The organism is Duganella qianjiadongensis (genome assembly GCF_009857915.1).
GTDB classification, from domain to species: domain Bacteria; phylum Pseudomonadota; class Gammaproteobacteria; order Burkholderiales; family Burkholderiaceae_D; genus Rugamonas; species Rugamonas qianjiadongensis.
The window spans coordinates 228,405-247,208 of record NZ_WWCM01000004.1 but is presented as its reverse complement, the minus strand read 5'-3'; the positions used below and the strand labels follow the sequence as shown (position 1 = coordinate 247,208).

At 63.2% G+C, this 18,804-nt stretch carries 12 protein-coding genes; 4 read left to right on the top strand and 8 right to left on the bottom strand.

Annotated elements, in window-relative coordinates; all coding sequences use genetic code 11:
* Positions 1–9: 9 nt before the first annotated feature.
* From GTP27_RS08510 to GTP27_RS08495, 4 genes are read left to right on the top strand one after another with little or no spacing between them, the layout of a single operon-like run.
* Positions 10–1,149 (top strand): efflux RND transporter periplasmic adaptor subunit, encoded by a 1,140-nt coding sequence (locus GTP27_RS08510; protein WP_161038733.1) that lies wholly within the window; start codon positions 10–12, stop codon positions 1,147–1,149.
* A gap of 13 nt (positions 1,150–1,162) precedes the next feature.
* On the top strand, positions 1,163–4,234 hold the full coding sequence (locus GTP27_RS08505; RefSeq protein ID WP_161038732.1) for an efflux RND transporter permease subunit: 3,072 nt from the start codon (positions 1,163–1,165) through the stop codon (positions 4,232–4,234).
* 10 nt (positions 4,235–4,244) lie between these two features.
* Entirely contained in the window at positions 4,245–5,273 is a 1,029-nt protein-coding gene (locus tag GTP27_RS08500) for a GGDEF domain-containing protein (protein WP_161038731.1), read from the top strand.
* Positions 5,270–5,737 carry a hypothetical protein gene (locus tag GTP27_RS08495; RefSeq protein WP_161038730.1) on the top strand — a complete coding sequence of 156 codons (468 nt, stop codon included), beginning with the start codon at positions 5,270–5,272 and terminating at the stop codon, positions 5,735–5,737. The genes GTP27_RS08500 and GTP27_RS08495 overlap by 4 nt, the downstream gene beginning before the upstream one ends.
* 34 nt (positions 5,738–5,771) lie before the next feature.
* On the opposite strand, the gene GTP27_RS08490 is transcribed toward GTP27_RS08495, so the two are convergent.
* The 8 genes from GTP27_RS08490 to GTP27_RS08455 all read right to left on the bottom strand — a co-directional run bounded on the left by GTP27_RS08490 (position 5,772) and on the right by GTP27_RS08455 (position 18,784).
* Entirely contained in the window at positions 5,772–6,347 is a 576-nt protein-coding gene (locus tag GTP27_RS08490; RefSeq protein ID WP_161038729.1) for an NnrU family protein, read from the bottom strand.
* A 337-nt stretch (positions 6,348–6,684) separates the two neighbouring features.
* A complete protein-coding gene (locus GTP27_RS08485; RefSeq protein WP_161038728.1) occupies positions 6,685–8,112 on the bottom strand; it encodes a serine hydrolase domain-containing protein in 1,428 nt (475 codons plus the stop codon).
* A 17-nt stretch (positions 8,113–8,129) separates the two neighbouring features.
* The gene (locus tag GTP27_RS08480) at positions 8,130–10,535 is read right to left on the bottom strand and encodes a TonB-dependent receptor (RefSeq protein WP_229633545.1); all 2,406 of its coding nucleotides are present in this window, start codon (positions 10,533–10,535) and stop codon (positions 8,130–8,132) included.
* Entirely contained in the window at positions 10,532–11,752 is a 1,221-nt protein-coding gene (locus GTP27_RS08475) for a sterol desaturase family protein (RefSeq protein ID WP_161038726.1), read from the bottom strand. Before GTP27_RS08475 ends, GTP27_RS08480 begins: the two co-directional genes overlap by 4 nt.
* A gap of 154 nt (positions 11,753–11,906) precedes the next feature.
* Positions 11,907–15,095: a S8 family serine peptidase gene (locus GTP27_RS08470; RefSeq protein ID WP_161038725.1), complete on the bottom strand. Its 3,189-nt coding sequence runs from the start codon at positions 15,093–15,095 to the stop codon at positions 11,907–11,909.
* A 65-nt stretch (positions 15,096–15,160) separates the two neighbouring features.
* The gene (locus tag GTP27_RS08465) at positions 15,161–17,293 is read right to left on the bottom strand and encodes a TonB-dependent receptor (RefSeq protein ID WP_161038724.1); all 2,133 of its coding nucleotides are present in this window, start codon (positions 17,291–17,293) and stop codon (positions 15,161–15,163) included.
* A 162-nt stretch (positions 17,294–17,455) separates the two neighbouring features.
* Complete coding sequence (locus GTP27_RS08460; RefSeq protein ID WP_229633544.1) at positions 17,456–17,782, bottom strand: hypothetical protein; 327 nt, start codon at positions 17,780–17,782, stop codon at positions 17,456–17,458.
* An 84-nt stretch (positions 17,783–17,866) separates the two neighbouring features.
* The gene (locus GTP27_RS08455) at positions 17,867–18,784 is read right to left on the bottom strand and encodes a tetratricopeptide repeat protein (RefSeq protein ID WP_202416621.1); all 918 of its coding nucleotides are present in this window, start codon (positions 18,782–18,784) and stop codon (positions 17,867–17,869) included.
* Positions 18,785–18,804: the final 20 nt, after the last annotated feature.

Sequence of the window (18,804 nt, the reverse complement as noted above, 5' to 3'; positions counted from 1 at the left end):
GACTGATTCATGACCAAGCGCATGTTCATCATGATAGGCGGAGTAATAGTGCTGATCGCCGTGCTGGCGTTCGGCAAATATATGCAGATCCAGAAACTGATCGCTTCCTCACCCAAGCCCGGCGCCCAGACGGTGACGGCAATGAAGGCGGAAATGTCGGCATGGCAGCCGCAGATTGCTTCGGTGGGCACGCTGGTGCCCGTGCGCGGCGTCGAGGTGAGTACCGAACTGGCAGGCATGGTGCGGCAGGTGCACATTCATTCGGGCGAAGAAGTGCGCGCCGGTCAGGTGCTGTTCACGCTGAATGCCGAGGCCGACGTGGCCCAGTTGCAGGCGCTGCAGGCCGCAGCCGAACTGTCGGCCTCCGTGCTCAAGCGCGACAAGCTGCAGTTTGCCGCACAGGCCATCAGTCAGGCCCAGCTCGACGCGGATGAAGCCGATCTGAAGAGCCGCAAGGCGCAGGTGGCCCAGCAGCAGGCGCTGGTCGAGAAGAAAACCATACGCGCACCGTTCGCCGGCAAGCTCGGTATTACGGCGGTCAATCCGGGCCAGTTCCTCAACGCCGGCGACAAGCTGGTGACGCTGCAGACCATCGATACCGTGTATGTGGACTTCTACGTGCCGCAGCGCCAGCTGGCCGGCCTGTCGCTGGGCCAGAAGCTGAACCTGACAGCCGATGCCTACCCCGGCGTGAGCTTTGCCGGCAAAGTCACCTCGATCAGCCCGAAAGTCGATGCCGCCACGCGCAATGTGCAGGTGGAAGCCACCGTGCCGAATGCCAAACGCCAGCTGCTGCCGGGCATGTTCGCCAATGTCAGCCTCGATCAGGGCGAGAAAAAGGAATACCTGACGCTGCCGCAAACGGCGATTACCTACAATCCGTATGGCGCGACCGTCTTCGTGCTGGCGCCATCGGCCGCCAAGGACGCGCCCAAGGATGACAAGGGCAATGCCCAGCTGGTGGCGCAGCAGGTATTCGTCACCACGGGTCCGACGCGGGGCGATCAAGTGGCCGTGCTGACGGGCCTGAAAGCGGGGCAGGTGGTGGTGACCAGCGGCCAGCTCAAGCTGAAAAACGGTACGCCAGCCGTGATCGACAACAAGGTGCAACCGGCCAACAATCCTAGCCCGACGCCGCAGGAACACTAAGGAAAGCCGCGCCATGAATTTTACCGACATCTTCATTAAGCGGCCCGTGCTGGCCAGCGTGGTGAGCCTGCTGATCGTCGTGCTGGGCCTGCGTTCGCTATTCAGCCTGCCGATCAATCAGTATCCGAAAACCCAGAACGCGGTGGTGACCATCTCCACCACCTACTATGGCGCCGATGCGGCCACGGTGGCGGGCTTTATCACCCAGCCGCTGGAATCGGCCATTGCGCAGGCGCAGGGCATCGATTATCTGTCCTCGTCCAGCAATAGCGGCGTTTCGGTGATTACCGCCACGCTGCGGCTGAACTACGATTCCAACCGCGCGCTGACGGAAATCACCACCCAGGTGAATTCGGTGCGCAACCAGCTGCCGCAACAGGCGCAGCAGCCGGTGCTGACGGTGCAGATGGGCCAGACCACCGACGCCATGTATATGGGCTTCTACAGCGATACGCTGCCGACCAATAATGTGACGGACTTTCTGGCCCGCGTGGTCAAGCCCAAGCTCGATTCCATCCAGGGCGTGCAGACCGCCGAGCTGCTGGGCGCGCGCCAGTTCGCCCTGCGCGCATGGCTGGACGCCGGCAAGATGGCGGCGCATGGCGTGACGGCAGCCGATGTCAGTGTGGCGCTGGCGCAGAATAACTACCTGACGGGGCTGGGCGCCAGCAAGGGCCAGATGGTCACCGTGCCGCTGACGGCCGGTACCGATCTGCACACGGTGGAGGAGTTCAAGGCGCTGGCCATCAAGCAGGCGGGCGGCGCCATCGTCCATCTGGAAGATATCGCGACGGTGACGCTGGGCTCGGAAAACTACGATTTCAACGTAGCGTTCAGCGGCGTGCGTTCCGTCTTCATCGGTATCAAGGTGGCACCGGAAGCCAATATTCTCGACGTGGCCAAGCGCGTGCGTCAGGCTTTCCCCGCCATCAAGGAGCAGCTGCCCAACGGCCTGACGGGTGAAATCGTCTACGACTCGACGGAGTTCATCAACACCTCCATCGACGAAGTGGTGAAGACGCTGGTGGAAGCACTGGTGATTGTGACGATTGTGATCTATCTGTTCCTCGGCAGCCTGCGCGCCGTGATCGTGCCGGTGATCGCCATGCCGCTGTCGCTGATCGGCACCTTCTTCGTGATGCTGCTGCTCGGCTATTCGATCAATCTGCTGACCCTGCTGGCCATCGTGCTGGCCATCGGTCTGGTGGTCGACGACGCCATCATCGTGGTGGAGAATGTGGACCGCCACATGAAGCAGGGCATGAAACCCTTCGATGCCGCCATCATCGCGGCGCGCGAACTGGGCAGCCCGATTCTGGCCATGACGGTGGTGCTGGTGGCGGTGTACGTGCCGATCGGCTTCCAGGGCGGCCTGACGGGCGCGCTGTTTACCGAATTTGCCTTCACGCTGGCCGGTGCGGTAGCCGTGTCGGGCATCGTGGCGCTGACGCTGTCGCCCATGATGTGCGGCCACTTCTTCGATCCCAAGCAGGACGAGGGCAAGTTCGTCAAAGCCATCGACCGGGTGTTCGACAAGGTGCACCACGGCTATCTGCGCCTGCTGCATAGCCTGCTCAATACCTGGCCTGTGCTGATCGTGCTGGGCGTGATCCTGAGCCTGCTGCTGGCGCTGATGTTCAAGATGTCTCAGTCGGAGCTGGCGCCGGAAGAAGATCAGGGCATCGTGCTGTCGCAGGTCGTGGGCGCGCCCACGGCCACCTCGGACCAGATGCAGGCCTACGCCAAGCAGATTTTCGAGATTGCCCACGAACTGCCCGAATACGAGCAGATGTTCCAGATTACCGGCGTGCCGACCACCAATTCCGGCATCGGCGGCGTGCTGTTCAAGTCGTGGGACAAGCGTAGCCGTTCGGCCCACGAAATCCAGCAGGATCTCCAGCATAAATGGAATAGCGTGGCCGGTGGCCGCGTGGCGGCCTTCCAGTTCCCGCCGCTGCCCGGCAGTTCGGGCCTGCCTGTGCAGTTCGTGATTACCACCACCGAACCGTTCGAGAACCTGAACGCGGTGGCGCAGGCCGTGCTGGCCAAGGCGCAAAAGGACAATAAATTCTACTTCGCCGACGTCGACCTGAAAATCGATGCGCCACAGGCAAGGGTGGAAGTGGACCGCGAAAAACTGGCCACGCTGGGTCTGACCCAGCAGGACTTCGGCAATGCCATGGGCGCAGCGCTGGGCGGCGGCTATGTCAACTACTTCTCGATTTCGGGCCGCTCCTACAAGGTGATCCCGCAAGTGCAGCAGGTCGACCGGCTCAATCCCGACGACGTGCTGAATTTTTATATCAGAGCGCCTAACGGCAGCATGATTCCTGCCTCGACGGTCGCCACCATCAAGTACTCGGTGCAGCCGGAATCGGTCACCCGCTTCCAGCAGCTCAATTCGGCCACGATTTCCGGCGTATCGGGCGCATCGCAGGGCGAAATACTCGAATACCTGCGCAACACGGTGAAAGAAGTGGCGCCGTCGGGCTATACGGTGGACTATTCGGGCTCGTCGCGCCAGTTCATGAGCGAGTCGGGCGGCTTCATGATGACCATGGCCTTTGCCGTGATCATCGTGTTCCTCGCGCTGGCGGCCCAGTTCGAGAGCTTCCGCGACCCTATCGTGATTCTGTTCTCGGTGCCGATGGCGCTGTTCGGGGCGATGACCTTCATCTTCCTCGGCTTCGCCTCCATCAACATCTACACGCAGGTGGGGCTGGTAACCCTGATGGGGCTGATATCCAAACATGGTATTCTGATCGTGGAGGTGGCCAACCACCTGCGCGCGGCAGGCAAGAGCAAGCGCGAAGCCATCGAAGAAGCGGCGGCCACCCGTCTGCGGCCTATCCTGATGACCACTGCTGCCATGGTGTTCGGCGTGGTGCCACTGGTGATTGCATCGGGCGCGGGGGCGGCAGGCCGCCATGCCATGGGTCTGGTGATCTTCACCGGCCTGTCGATCGGCACGCTGTTCACCCTGTTCGTGGTGCCTGCCATGTATCTGTTCCTGTCCGGCCAGCACAAGGCCGATCCGCAGGCGCAGGCGGCGGGCCATGGCCATGCAGCGGAGCCGGCGGTGTGAGATAGAAACGATGGTAGAACAGATAAAAGCGGCAGCCGGTTCCCTGAGCTGGCTGCAGGGGAGACAGAAACGTAGTCTGGAGGAAGTGATACTGATCCTGCTGTGCATGGTCAGTATTGCCAGTGTGTTGCCGTTTGCCCTGTTCCGGCTGTGGGAAGGCAGCTGGCTGTCGGCCGGCGTGGACCTGTCGCTGGTGGTGGCTTTCATCGCCGTGATCGTGCATGTGCTGCGCACCGGACGGCACCGCGTAGCGGGCCTGCTGGTCACGCTATTCTATTCGGCCGGTATGCTGGCCACGGTATATCTGCGCGGAGTCGCCATGGTGTACTGGGTCTATCCGACCACTATCGCCGCCTATTTCATCCTGCGTCCGCGCATGGCGCTGGCGATCAACGCAGTGGCAATGGCGGCGCTGGTGCTGATCCTGAGCCGCCAGCTGGCTACGCTCAATCTGCTCACCATCGTGGTGACCTTAGGGCTGGTGAATCTGTTTGCCTATATTTTTGCCGACCGCACCGGCCTGCAGACGCGTGCCCTGCATACGGAAGTGGAGCGCGATTTTCTCACCGGTGTGCTGAACCGGCGCGCGCTGGACCGCAAACTGGGCGACTATGCCGACGAGCGCCGGCCGCATCTCGATACCTGTCTGCTGCTGCTCGATATCGATCATTTCAAGTCGATTAACGATGAATACGGCCATGCCGTGGGCGACGCCGTGCTGGTGCGGCTGTGCACTGTGCTGCGCCAGCACACGCGCGCCTCCGACCGCATTTTCCGCTATGGCGGCGAGGAGTTTGCCATCATCGCCAGCGGTGCCGAGCTGGAAGCGGCCGAGCGGCTGGCGGAAAATCTGCGCATGGCGGTGTCGCTGGCGCAGTTGCTGGAACAGCGGCCCGTCACCGTTTCGATAGGCGTGGCGCTGATGGATAAGCGCAGCTCGCCTAAAGACTGGCTGGAGCAGGCCGACCAGATGCTGTACCGGGCCAAGGAAGATGGGCGCAATACCGTGCGGGTTGCGCCGCCTAAGGGGATAGCATGAGTAGAGAAACTGCGAAGGGTGGTCTGGCAGGGCAGCTGGCCTGGCTGCTGACGGTTGCCGTTGCAGCGGGCCCGGTGCAGGCGCAGAATAGTGCGCAGGCGCCTGCGACTGCCGGCGCCGATATGCCGCGGCAGCCGCAGGCTGCGGCCGAACTGCTGCTCACAGCGGATCTCGGCGCCGCGCCGGTATTGTCGGATGAACTGATACGCAAAGCGGTGCGCGACACGGTAGCGGAAGACCCGCATCCGCAGGCGCTGGCTGTGCGCAATGCCGCGGCCTATGGGGCGGCGACGGTGACGGTACAGGACAGAATGACGACGGCCTTCAATCAGGCCAAGGTGCCCGATTGTCTGCATGACGACGCGCTCAAACTGCAGCCCGCCTATATCGGTCCGTTCGGCGTGGTGGGCCCGTTTTCGCTACCGTGGGTAGTAGCGGCGGCCTTGCGGGGCAAGTGCCGCTAGAACGGGCCGGGCAGGGTAATCAGACAACCGGCAATCAGAACGGCTTCACGCCGATCAGCGCCTGATGGATCCAGTGGCCGAAGGCCAGCGCGAGGAAGCCGCCCAGCAGTACGGTAGTGACTGTGGCGCCCGTGCTGCCGGCCGGATAGCTGACGCCTGCTGCGGCATCGCGCTGGATGGCCGAACGCAGCAGCATGACCGACCAAACGAGGAAGCTGCCGAACAGAATGACTTCATGCAGCTGGCCATTGGTCAGCAGGTGGGCGATAGCCCAGACCATCACGCCCAGCGTCATCGGGTGATGCAGTCTGGCCTTGATGCTGTTGTGAGGGATGTAGGCTGCCGTCAGCAGGATGAAGGACAGCATCATCAGCACGGCTGCGACGTGGTGCATATACGATGGCGGCACCCACAGGACTTCGGGATCGCGGCCAGCTTCGAAGAAGCCGCGCAGGAAGGTGGCAAAGCCCGCAATCGAGCCCAGACCGTAGATGCATTTCCAGCGTGGTTCGCCGATATTGGCGCGCAGCGAGGAGCGCCAGCCGTCTGCAAAGATGCGGGTCGAATGGAGGCCAAGAAACATCATCAGGCCCAGAATGAGGAATTCCATGAGCGTCCCCTGTTATGCGTTGTCGTTGATAAAAGATACACCGGCTTTACCGGGGTTGCAACATTAATGCATGTCAGATTCAACTTATTCTGCGGGCCTGATTCTGTGCGGCGCAACATGGAAAACCGTGATTCCGCCTTGCCCGGGCGGGGCTCTGGCGCTGCTGATTCAAACTGCCTTGAACTTGCCTCTGGCGTCCTACTTTTCTAGGGCTACATGCGCGCAGCTGGGCGGCACGATGCGCTATGTCCATGCGGCTGAACACGGGGGCGGCCTTGTGGCGCCGCAGCAAAGCTGTGTTGCGGCGGCGCAATCTCAAGCGTTGTAATTGGCCACGCTATGGCCGTGCGGGCGCCTTGTCGCGCAGCGAAACGGCCGGCAGGGCCTTGATGATGGCCGCCACCAGCGCCTGTGGCTGGTAGTGCAGGGAGGAAGGTGTCAGCCCCAGGCGCACTACCACCAGTTGCTGTGAAGGGATGATGGTGACGCTCTGGCCGTCGTGGCCTTCCATCCAGTAGGTATCAGCCGGAAGATGGAAGGGCGCGTCCGGATTGCCGCCAGCAGCGCTGGCGCCGGAGGGCCCCCAGCGCCAGAGCTGCCCCTGGCCGTACTGGCCGCCCGAGGCCGGCGCGACTTGCTGCATCTGGCTGACATAGCCCTCGGGCAGCAGACGCTGGCCATTCCATACCCCATCCTGCAGCAGGAACTGGCCGAAACGGGCCCAGTCCTGCGCGCTGGCATACATATAGCTGGAACCGACCAGATTGCCGCGTGCATCAGCTTCCAGCACGGCGCTGCGCATGCCCAGCGGCGTGAACAGGCGCTCATGTGCGATCGCCAGAATGCTGGCATCGGTAGCGCTGCCCGTGCCGGCCGCAGCACGCTGCAGTATGCGCGACAGTACTACCGTGGTGCCGCTCGAATAGTTCCAGTGGCTGCCCGGTGCATGGATCAGCGGCTTGCTGGCCGTGTAGCTGGCCATGTCCGGCTCCAGATACAGCATGCGGGTCACGTCGGACACGTCGCCATAGCCTTCGTTATATTCCAGGCCGCTGCTCATGGACATCAGCTGGCTCAGTGTAATGGCCTGACGCGGGTCCTGCGGCGCGTTCCAGAAACCGCTCTGCGCCAGCGATAGCTTGCCATCCTTGACCAGCATGCCGATCAGCGCTGCCGTAACGGTCTTGGTCATCGACCAGCCCAGCAGCGGCGTGGCGTAGTTGTAGCCGTCGGCATAGGCCGAACCGACCAGTTGGCCTTTGTGGATCACGACTACGGCGCGCATGCCCGGGCCCGTCAGTTCGGGCTGGGACAGGGGCGCCAGCGGCAGCAGCGCGAAATCGAACTCGTGGCCTTCCGGCCACGGTGCATCGACGGCGCCCGGACGTATTTCTGCCGGCTGGAACTGGTAGCGGCGCGCCTGTTCCACAGCGCCATCCGGCACCACGGCACAGCCGGTGCCGGGCCGGTAGACGGCCAGCCCGCCGCCGAACAGACCGAATAAGCTGGCGCTGACGGTCTGCTTATTTTGGTCCACCTTGATGCGCAGGAATTTGAGCAGCGGGTGGCCCGGTGCCTGCACATCGTCGGCCAGTACTGCCTGAGCGTCGCGCCCCGCGATGAACACATTGGAGCAGACGATTTTGGCGCTGTAATTGGCGCCTACCCTGAGCAGTTCGGGCGGTTGCAGTGCCAGTGCGGCACTGGCGCCGCCCACCAGCAGGAGGGCGGCAATGGCAGTGGTTTTCAGGAGCTTGTTCGGCATGGGCAGTGAGGGTGAAACTAGAGGCTGGCGCGGAATTCCACCGCAATGCTGCGCGGCGGGGTGAGGTAGGCATAGGGTGCGCCATACTGCTCGGTCTGGCCACCCAGGCTCTGGATATAGCGCTGGTCGAACACATTATTGACCAGCAGCGCTACGCCGTAGCGCGAGCTGGGGCTATCCCAGGCCATGCGCAGATCGAACTTGCTGGTGGCGCTGCCGGTTTTCAGCTGCGCCGTGCTCAGGCAGTTGAGCCGCGCCGTATCGCTGTTGCAGCGCTGGGCGCTGGCATGGGTGCCCTGGAAGTTGATGCTGCTGCGGCCCTCGTAGGCTTCCCAGTTGACGTTGATGCCGCCCATGGCCGTCAGGCGCGGCGTGCCGACCGGCTGGCCGCCCAGATCGAGCGTCACCTTGCCGCTGGCGTCGAGACGCTGGTAGCGGGTGTAGGTCTGGTCGATGTATTCCATGCCGCCGAACAGGGTGATGCGCGGCGACAGGCGGATGCGCGCATCGAGATCCAGCCCTTGTGCTTTCTGGTCGCTGGCTACCACATTATAGGTGGGCAGCGTGCCCACGCTGTACAGCTGCACGTCCTGCAGGTTCTTGAACTTATAGGCAAACAGCGAGGCGTTGACGGTGGCACGGTACTGCGGCAGGCCCATTTTCACACCTGCTTCGAAGTTGGTCATTTTTTCCGGTGCGAAGCTGGGGTCCTGGCCGGTGCTGGTGGCGGAAGCGGGATTGGGCGGCGTGAAGATGTTGAAGCCGCCAGCCTGATAGCCGCGTGCCAGCGAGGTAAACAGCAGGGTGTCCTTGTCGAGCTTATGGTCGAGCACCAGACGGGGGCTAAAGTCGGTCCAGTCCTTGCTGCGGCTAACCGGCGTGGCCGCCAGCTGGGCTGCGGTTGCGAAGATAACGTTATCGGGGAAGGCGGCGGCATTCAGTCCCGCCAGCGGACCGTAGGCATTCAGGAAGTTATCGAGCTGGGGCGAGACGCGGCGCGGCACGAACCAGGTCATCTGCTTGCTGTCGCGGGTGTAGCGCAGACCGGCGGTCGCGTTGGTCTGCGGCGACAGGTGCCAGATGGTGTCGGCATACACCGACGAGGAGCGGGTATGCACGTCGCTGTAGTGGGTTTCGTCCCAGCTGAACATGGTGCTGCTGTTTATGCCGGGCAGGCCGGCCGCGCCCAGCCCGCCGAACAGCATGGCAAAGTTGGGCTGGCCACCGGCGAACTGGCTCAGCGTGTCGAGCGTACCGGTGGAGACATAGGCACCGGCATCCTGATGTTCGTTGTTGTTGTAGAAGCTCAGGCCGGCGATCCAGTCCAGCTGCTCGGTCTTGCCGGACAGCTTGAACTCCTGCTGGAAGCTGCGTGCCTGCTTGGCATCCTGCGTGGTCAGCTGCAGGGTGGGGCGGGCCGTACCGTCGTTATCGGTCAGGTTATGAGTATTGAAGCGGCGGTAGGCGCTGGTGGCGTTAAAGGTCATGCCGCCCAGCGGGGCTTCGATGCGCAGCGTGGCGCCATCGAACAGGCGGCCCTCGGTACCCGGCTGGTCGTTTTCCAGCTTGGCCGTGAACGGATCGACGAAATTGGCGGTGTAGGTGGCATCGTACACACCGCGATAGCCGTTCAGCGGCAGGCGCGGGTCTTTCAGTACGCCGAATGCGGGACGGCCATACTGCTCCATGTTTTCATGCTCCCAGCCGAACACCACTTTGGCTGCGTCGAAGTCCTTGCGCAGCGTGATGCGGGTGGCCCAGTCCTTGTCGCCGCCCGATTTCTTGCCGGTGGTGGTGTTATCGGCCCAGCCTTCGCTACCCGAGCGCACTGCCACGATGCGTGCGGCCAGCGTGTCGCTGATCGGCAGGTTCATCATCACGTCGGCATTGGCGCGGCCGAATTTGCCCAGCTTGAGGTGGCCGGCGGCATCGAGTTCCTTGCCCGGTTCATTGGCGGTAATGGCAATGGCACCGGCCGCGCTGTTGCGGCCGAACAGCGTGCCTTGCGGGCCTTTGACGACTTCGATACGCTGCACATCGATGAAGTTCATCAGCGCGCCGCCGGTCTTGCCGGTGTAGACGCCATCGACATAGATGCCGACCGGCGAATCGGTGGCGATGCCGAAATCGGCTGCCTGCACGCCGCGGATGCCGAACGAGGGCTGGGTTGGTTCGGTGGCGTCGACCGACAGGCCGGGGATGTAGCCATTCAGGTCGGCCAGATCCTTGGCGCCCACTGCATCGATGTCCTTGCTGGTCAGCACGGCCATGGTCATGGGCACATCCTGCACCAGCTGTTTGCGCGATTGCGCCGTCACTACCACCGACTGGATGTCGTCGGCGGCCCAGGCCGGCGGGACCAGATATGCGGAAAACGCGGCGGCCAGGCTGGCGGAAAGGATGGTGCGATTCGGCTTGCTCATGTGGGTCTCCATTGTGTCGTTTTTATGATTTTTTCAAGGCAGCTTACGGCGATTACCATGGCGATCAGTGTCGCCAGTTTTATTATCGGAGGGGCGGAGTAGCCGAACCAGTGGGGCAGCAGCGCAAAGGCAAAGGCGGCGCCGAGTGCGCGCAGCTGTTCGATGCGGCCTACCCATGGCCGGCCTTCCAGCAGCAAGCCTAGCGACAGCGTGCTGGCGACGATGAAGGCGCCATAGGCCAGCAGCGGCAGGGTGGCCAGCGCGGGCGCCAGCGCGAGGAAATGGGAAACGCAGGGCACCAGCAAAGCGAACTGGAACATGGCATACAGCTGCGCACCGGCAGGCGTATCCGGGCGGTAGTACTGGAAGCTGGCAGGGTCGAAGTGGCCCAGCGGCTGGCCGGTCCATGCGCCCGGTGCACCTAACCATACCTGCAGCTTGCGGCGCCAGCCGCTCACCTGTCCCGTCGTCTGCCACAGCGCAGCGTAGTAGTGCAGATTGGCCCAGGCGGGATTGAGGCTGCGCAGCGGCGTACGCACGCCATAGCGGATAGGCTCGTCATCGCGCTCGTCGGCGAAGGTGCCGAACAGGCGGTCGAACAGGATGAAGATACCGCCGTAATTGCGGTCTATGCAATAGTCGTTCTGGCCGTGGTGGACGCGGTGGTTGGACGGCGTGACGAACACCCGGTCCAGCCAGCCCAGCCGGCCCACCAGCTCGGTGTGCACCCAGTACTGGTAGAGCAGGTCTATCATGGCCACTACCGCCATGATTTTGGGCGAGACGCCGGCCAGCGCCATGGGCAGATAGAACACCCAGCCCAGCAGCCAGCCGCTGGAGGTCTGGCGCAGCGCGGTGGACAGGTTGTAATACTCGGACGAGTGATGCACTTCGTGCGCAGCCCACAGCACACTGACTTCGTGGCCCATGCGGTGCGCCCAGTAGTAGCAGAAATCGTAGGCCACCAGTGCGCCCAGCCAGACCCACAGGCTGTCTTCGGGCAGGGTGGTGCAGCGCCATTGCTGGTACACGGCGCTGTAGATGCCGAACATGGCGAGGCGCACCAGCACGCCGATGACCTGGCTGACCACGCCCAGATGCAGGCTGGTGAGCGCGTCGGCAGCATCGTACACGGCCAGCCCGCGGCGGTGTGCTATCCATGCTTCCAGCACGATGGTGAGCATAAAAACCGGTATGGCCAGTACGATGGGATTCATAGGGCGTGACGATGGTTTAGGTCGAAACGATTATGCCTATATTCGTGCAAATTGCACAAGAAATCGCAGCAATACTGATGTTAATGCCACACAAATGGCGTCAGATAAAGTCAGTCTGTCATGGCAAATGAATCCAGTTTTAGTACAGTACGGTCTAGCCGAAAGGCTGGTAGGCGATGCCGTTCTGCACTACGCCGACCAGTGCCGCCACGTTTTCCGCACTCTCGCTGAATTCGCGCAGCACCTGTGCCACGCTGAGCGTATGTTCATCCAGCAGTCTGGTCCAGAATGCTGCGCCACCCGCATCGGGGGCGCGGTGCAGCACGTTGGCATACAGGTGGGTGACGATGTCGGCGTTGCCCGGTGACTGGCCATACATGTTCTGGAACTCCTGCGACTGAACGAAATTCTGCGCCACATCGGTCAGGGCATAGCCGCGGTCCAGCTGGTAGATCCAGAAGCCTAGTCCCACCGCATCGGGCGCACGGTTGAATGCGGCCTGATAGATGCGGAAGGCCTGACCGGCAACGCCGCCCGTATCGAAGGCCAGCGTCTGGTCGGTAAACTGCAGCCGTTCGATATTGCTCAGGGTGTCGCTGCCTTCGCTGCCGGCTTTGTCTACCACGCTGTAGCCGGTGGCGCTGGCAGTGACGGAGTAGTTGCTGCGCGCGCCGTGATACAAGGCTGTATCAATTCCGGCGCCGCCATCGAGCACGTCGTTGCCCGCACCGCCATCGAGCCGGTCGTTGCCGCTGCCGCCAGTCAGCGTGTCATTGCCACCCATGCCGCGCAGCGTGCTGCCGTTCGGGCTGGCGATCAGTACGTCGTTGCCATCGCCGCCGACGGCATTGCTGATGCTGGTGCCAGCGGCAATGGTCAGCTTGCCGCTGTTGATGATGCTGGCGCTTGCGCCGCTCAGGTCGATACGGTCATCGCTGCCCAGTGCAGCCGTGTTGATGGTGCTGTTCTGGCCACCCGGGTCGCTAAGGATGCCACGCCGGGCATCGGCCGCCACCAGCAGCGGGTATTCGTTGGTGTAGTAGAAGGTATGTGCGCTGCTGCTGTTGTGGCCTATCAGGTCCAGACTCCAGTCGGTCAGCGTGCCGGTATTGCCGCCGCTCAGATCGCGCACCACCAGGCGCCACACGCCGGCGGCGCTTTCGCCCCAGTCCAGCACCGTGTCGAAGGTGAAGTGCACGTCGTTCTGGCTGGAGCCCAGCGCACTCAGGCTGCCCGCCGCAGGGCGGTACAGCAGGTTGCTGATCGTGCCGGTGGGCGAGATCAGGTTGATATCGAGATCGCCGATGAATGGATGGGTGATGTTGACGCTGACATCGACCCGTTCCACCACCATCTGGCTGGCGATGCTGATGCTGCTGGTGATGCCGCTGCTGTCCTTGTCCGGTATGGCCAGCCCCACGGTTTTGCTGGCGACGACATCGACCGTGTTGGCCACCGTCTGCGGCGTGCCTTCCCAGCCGGCGGCCAGCCGCACGGCGGCCAGCGCGTCGACCTGGCCGAAGCCGGTGGACTGGGCGCCGAGGTTGTAATGCAGGCCGCCATTGTTCCAGTTAGTGGCGCCGTTGCTGGCCCAGCTGCCCACGCCGATGTCGGTCTGGTGGGCGGTGTAGGCGAGGATCTGCTGCACGTCGCGGTAGCCGAGGCGGGGATTGGCTTCCAGCATCAGCGCGACGATGCCGGACACGATGGGCGCCGAGAACGACGTGCCGTCAGTGAAGTTGTAATTGCTGCCGTTGTAGCCGGCGCTGCCGCTACGGTCGGTGGTCAGGATGCTGGCGTAGTCGCCGTTGCCCGCGCCGCCCGGCGCCGAGACGAGGATGGAGGCGCCGGTGGTGCTGAAATAGGAGGAGCCGCCCTGATAGTCGGTAGCGCCGACGGTGATGATGTAGCGGCTGTTCTGGAAATTGTGCAGATTGGTGTCGTCGCCGTAGGCATAGCCGTTGCCCGCCGACTGCACGACGATGGTCCCCAGACCCTGGCGGCCCGTGCTGGCCAGATCCTTGAGCGCGGCAAAGGCGGGCGCATACAGCGGGTCTCGGGCGTTGTCGAGAAAGGCCCAGTTGGTGCCGGTCGCCAGCTTGTTGCCGAAGCCCCAGGAGTCGTTGAGTACATCGACGTTTTTGGCATAACTGAAGCCGTTGGCCAGTTCGGTCAGGTAGGCGCTGTTCAGCGCCATCGGTGTGTAGATGGACACCAGCTGGGCGTCGTAGGCGACGCCCACCGTGCCTGTGCCGTCGCGTGCTGCGGCGATGACCCCGGCGACGTTGGTGCCGTGGTTGTCATTGACGGTGACGGGGGCACCGCCGGGCTGCAGCGTGTAGGCGATACGCCCCAGTGCCAGATTATCGCTGGCGGCCAGTTCGGGGTTGCTGCCATCGATGCCCTGATCCATCACCGCGACCTTGATGCCCTTGCCGGTGGCATGGGTCCAGGCTAGCACCGCGCGGGTGGTGTACAGATACCACTGGTAGCGCAGGTAGTTATCGCTGGGCTGCGGGTAGCCGCTCAGGGTGTCGTCATCGAATATGACGCCCCAGGCATCGGGCATGGCGTGGTTTTCCGAATTGCCGGTAGGGCTGGTGTAGTTGGGCTTGATCTGCAGGTTGCTGGCGCCACTGAGCTTGACTTCGAAGGCGCGCGCCGGTTCGAAACGGGTATTGCCGTAGACGGGCACGGAGACGGTGGCCGTGGTGCTGCCGGCGGCGAAAGTGACGGTCTGGTGCACGGCGCCATAGTCCTGCCCGGCGACAGCCGTCTCGTCGGCGGTATCGAATTTCAGGCTGGATGCCAGCGGCGTGGCTTCCGACAGGGTGAGGGTAAACACCATCATCTTGCTGCCGCTGTCGCCTTCGACGATGGATTGCGATTTGATACTGACGGTGGGCGTTACGCCGCTGCCGGTGCGCAGGCTGCCGTCGGCATTAACCGTCAGGAAGGTGCTGAAGCTGACTGCGTCATCGATGGAAAAACCGTTGTCTATGCCCGGTGCGGTGCCCGTGTATTCGGCCACCGCCATCGTGACGAAGTAGGTGCCGGCGGGCGGGGGCGCATAGCTGACCGTCTGGCTCAGACTGGAAAAATACTGGTTGGGCCCCAGCGTGCCGTTGCTGTTGCCGTTGAGGCGGTAAGTGGCGACTTCGTAGCCGGTATTGCTGCCGCTGGCGTTCCACGGCGTGGTGGTGAGCCAGAGTTCCAGCCGCAGAGTGCCGGTGGTGCTGGTGAGCGAGCGGTTGTCGATTTCCGTTGCGCCCAGCAGCACCGTGCCCAATTGCGGGTTGATCGAGTACGAAACATTCCCCACAAAGACTACGTTGCTGCTCATTTTGTTTCCTCAGATAAATGAGCAGTCATTGTAGTCGATTTGATATCGAATGAGGCCAGCAGCGCCTAGAAACTCAGCGAGATGCCGCCATACAGGCTGCGGCGCGCGCCGTACTGGGGGGCGCCTACGCCCACGCCGGAACCGTCGCGCAGCAGGTAGACCTGATCGAAAGCATTGATCAGGGCCAGCCGGGCTTCCAGCTTGCGTGCTGATGCCAGCTTCCATTCGTGGCTGAGCGAGAGGTTCACCGTCGTGTAGTGCGGCAGCGTGCCCGAGTTCGGTGCGCCGCCTTCCGGTGTCATGCGCAGGCCGCTGCCGTAGAGGAAATCGCCGCCCACCCGGGTATCGCCCCAGTGGTAGTGGGCGCCGCCGGAGACGGTGTAGGTCTGGTCGTGATCGACGTAGATGGCGTGGCTGGCGATGTACGCCAGTTCGTCGGGGGCGAACAGCGACTGGCCGCTGACCAGATTGCGTCCCTTGGCCTGCTGCGCCGTCAGGTTGAGGAAGCCGCCCCAGTGGCTGCGGTCGTAGATGGCCGAGAGTTCCACCCCTTTGGCATAGCCGTACTGGTAGTTGAACGGGGTGAGGATCAGCGCCTGGCCGAACTGGCCCTCGTCGAGCATATTGGCGATTTTCTTGTAGTAGGCATCGGCCGTCAGGGTCAGATAGGGGCTGGCCTGATGACGCAGGCCCACGTCGTAGTAGCGGGTGCGCTCAGCCTTGACGGGATCGGAATGGGCGATGGCGGGCGCGTTGCTGGTTGCCGCATACAGGTCGATGCTGGCCTGCGAAGCCAGCTCCTGCGGCGGCGGGGTGAAGTAGCGCGAGTAGCCGGCGTGCAGGGCGGTGTCCTTGTCGAGCTGATAGGCCAGATTCAGGCGCGGGCTCCATTGCTGTTCGCGGATGTAGGCGTCCACGTGATCGTAGCGCAGGCCGTAGTTCAGCGTCAGCGGCGCGCTGATATGCCATTCGTCCTGCAGGTACAGGCTGCCGGTGCGGCCTAGCATGCTGCTGTCGTCGCGGATCAGGCGCGGCGTGGTGCTGCTCTGGGCGCCGCTGTCGTCGGTGTCGAAGACGCTGACGCCATTCTCGCTGCGGCTGTGCTGGCGGGTGTAGGCCAGACCGGCGCGCAGGGTATGCTGCTGGTTCAGCTGGTAGCTGGCATCGAATTGCAGACCGTTGCTGCGATTGCCGCGCAGGGTGTCAGACGCGACGCCGTTGTACACCAGATCGCCCACAGGGTCGGGCAGGTAGTGCAGTTCCGAGTTCTGCTGGTAGGCCGAGAGCTGGTAATTGAGTGCGCCCAGACTTTTTTGCAGCGACAGCACGACGAAGCGGTTCTGTTCGCGCTGGCGTTCGTCCAGCTGGGCCGATGCCAGCGTGCTGCTGGCGCTGGCCGCATCGCTCACCCCGCTCAGGCTGAAGGCGGGCGTCTGGCCCGGGTTATTGGGAATCTGGAAGCGGCCGTGGTAGGTGCCGAACATCAGACCGAGACGGGTTTGTTCGTCGAGGAACCATGACAGCGTGCCGAAGGATTTCGACTGGCGCGTGCGGTCGTGCAGGGCGCTGCGCGAGGGCAGCGGATTTTCTATGCCCTGGGCATTCGACAGATAGCTGCCGGACAGGTAGTAGTTGACGGCGCCCTGCGTGCCGAACAGTTCTGCCGACGGTTCCACGTAATCGTGACTGCCCAGCAGTACGCCGACGCGGCCGCCGCCTTTGAGATTGCCTTCGCGCGTCTGGATGTCGACGATGCCGGCCGTGCGCAGGCCGTACTGGGCGGGCAGGGCGCCGGTGATGAAATCGGTCTGCTGTATCAGGCGGGTGTCGATGGACTGGCCGAAGCCGGTAATGCTCTCCGGTAGTTGCACGCCGTTGATGCGGTACTGCACGTTGGCGTGGTCGTCGCGCACATGCAGCGCGCCCGAGCCTTTGGAATCCTGGCTTACGCCGGGCAGGCGCAGCAGCACTTCGTTGAATGGCGTGTTATCGCCTTGCGCCAGCTGTTCTATCATGTGGCGGTCGATCGAATAGACGGTGGTGCCCACATTGGGCGACAGGTCGACGCGGGCGTTTTTCAGTGCGGTGGCAGTGACTTCGACCTGCTGCACCGGCGCTTCGTCGGCGTGGGCGGTGTGCAGTTGAAAAGCGGCTGCCAGCAGCAGTGGCAGAGTACGGAGTTGTGGCTGATGTTGCATATTCATTCCCGAGTTGTGGTGGCGCGCGCAGGCACGGCGCGCATCCGTGTAAATGCGTAGGAGTGTCCAAACAGGCCAGATCAATGCCGCTGCGGTGCGTAGGCACAGCGCGCGAGCACGGCGTCGCGGCAGATACAGGCTTAGTACGGGCTTAGTAAGAGCTTAGGAAAGAACAGCAGCGCCGGGCGGCGCGTGGGCGGGCGGGGTAAAGAAGTCGGTGCGCAGAGCGCGCACGAAGCGCTGCGGTGCGGGCAGGGATAGGCTGATCAGCAGCGACACGGGCAAGGGCGCCAGTGCCGGCGGCGGAACATCCGACGGCAGGTGGCCGATCACGCAGGCAGCGCAATCGTTGTGTTGCTCCGTATAGGCGTGCTGGTGCGAACCAGCCCCTATCAGCTGCAGCGACAGGAACACCAACACGAACAGCATCAGCACGCGCTGCATGCGCGTCTTCTGCCGGGTGCCTGTAGTGAGTGTCAAGGTCTGCATGGGCAGGATTCTAGCACTGCGCGGCGCAATCTGCCGTAGGCGCGAAAAAAAAAGAGCGGCAGTGCCGCTCTTTTCATGCTGAACTTAATCCCAGTCGCCGCCGCCGCTATCGCCGCCGCCGCTGCCGCCATCGTCCCAGCCGCCGCTGGTGCCGAAGTCGTTGCCGCCCATATCGTCGCGGCGCAGCAGTTCGTCGCGCGATGGGTCATCGTAGACGATGTCGTTGCGTGGCTGGCTACTCTGGCCGGCATCATGGCTGCCGCCGGTGAACTGGCGCGCCAGCGCTTCACCGGCAACGATACCTGCGCCCACTGCAGCCCCCGTGGCCAGACCACCCATGATGCGCGAACCCATGGTAGGGCCCTGCTGCGGCTGGCCATAGCCGGGCTGCGGATAGCCCTGCTGCGGATAGGCGGCGCCCGGGGCATAGCCCGGTGCAGCTGCGCCGGGGCTGTATTGCGGAGCGGGCTGGTAGCCCTGCGCTGCTTCATTGCGCTTGTTCATGAAGCGGGTAGCCAGCCAGATAAAGCCCAGCAAACCGGCGCCCAGTATCAGCACGGTACCCCAGGGGATGCCGCTGCTTTTCGGTGCGCCGTAATTGCTGTTGCTGTAGCCGCTGTTGGCAGCGTTGTTACGCGGCGCCTGCTGGCTGTAGCTGGTCGCCGGTTTCTGGCCTTCGGCCAGCAGGGTGCGCAGCTTGCTCAGAGCCTTGGGATCGACTTTGGGCAAACCGGGGGCTATGCGCTCGGCCGTGGCCAGTTCGGCCTGTGCCTGGGCGAATTTACCCTGTTTGGCCAGCAGTTCGGCTTCCACGAAATGCGCCGTGGCGCTATTCGGGTGGGCCTTGAGCACCTGGTCCATCATGGCCTGTGCTTCAGTGTATTTGCCGGCTTCGGCGGCCAGATAGACCTCGTGTATGGTCGGTTCAGCCGCAAACGCCGGCACAGCCAGCGCCAGAGCGCCGGCCAGCAGAGTCATACGTGCGAAAGATTTTGCCATCATGTCAGATCTCCAGTGTGGGA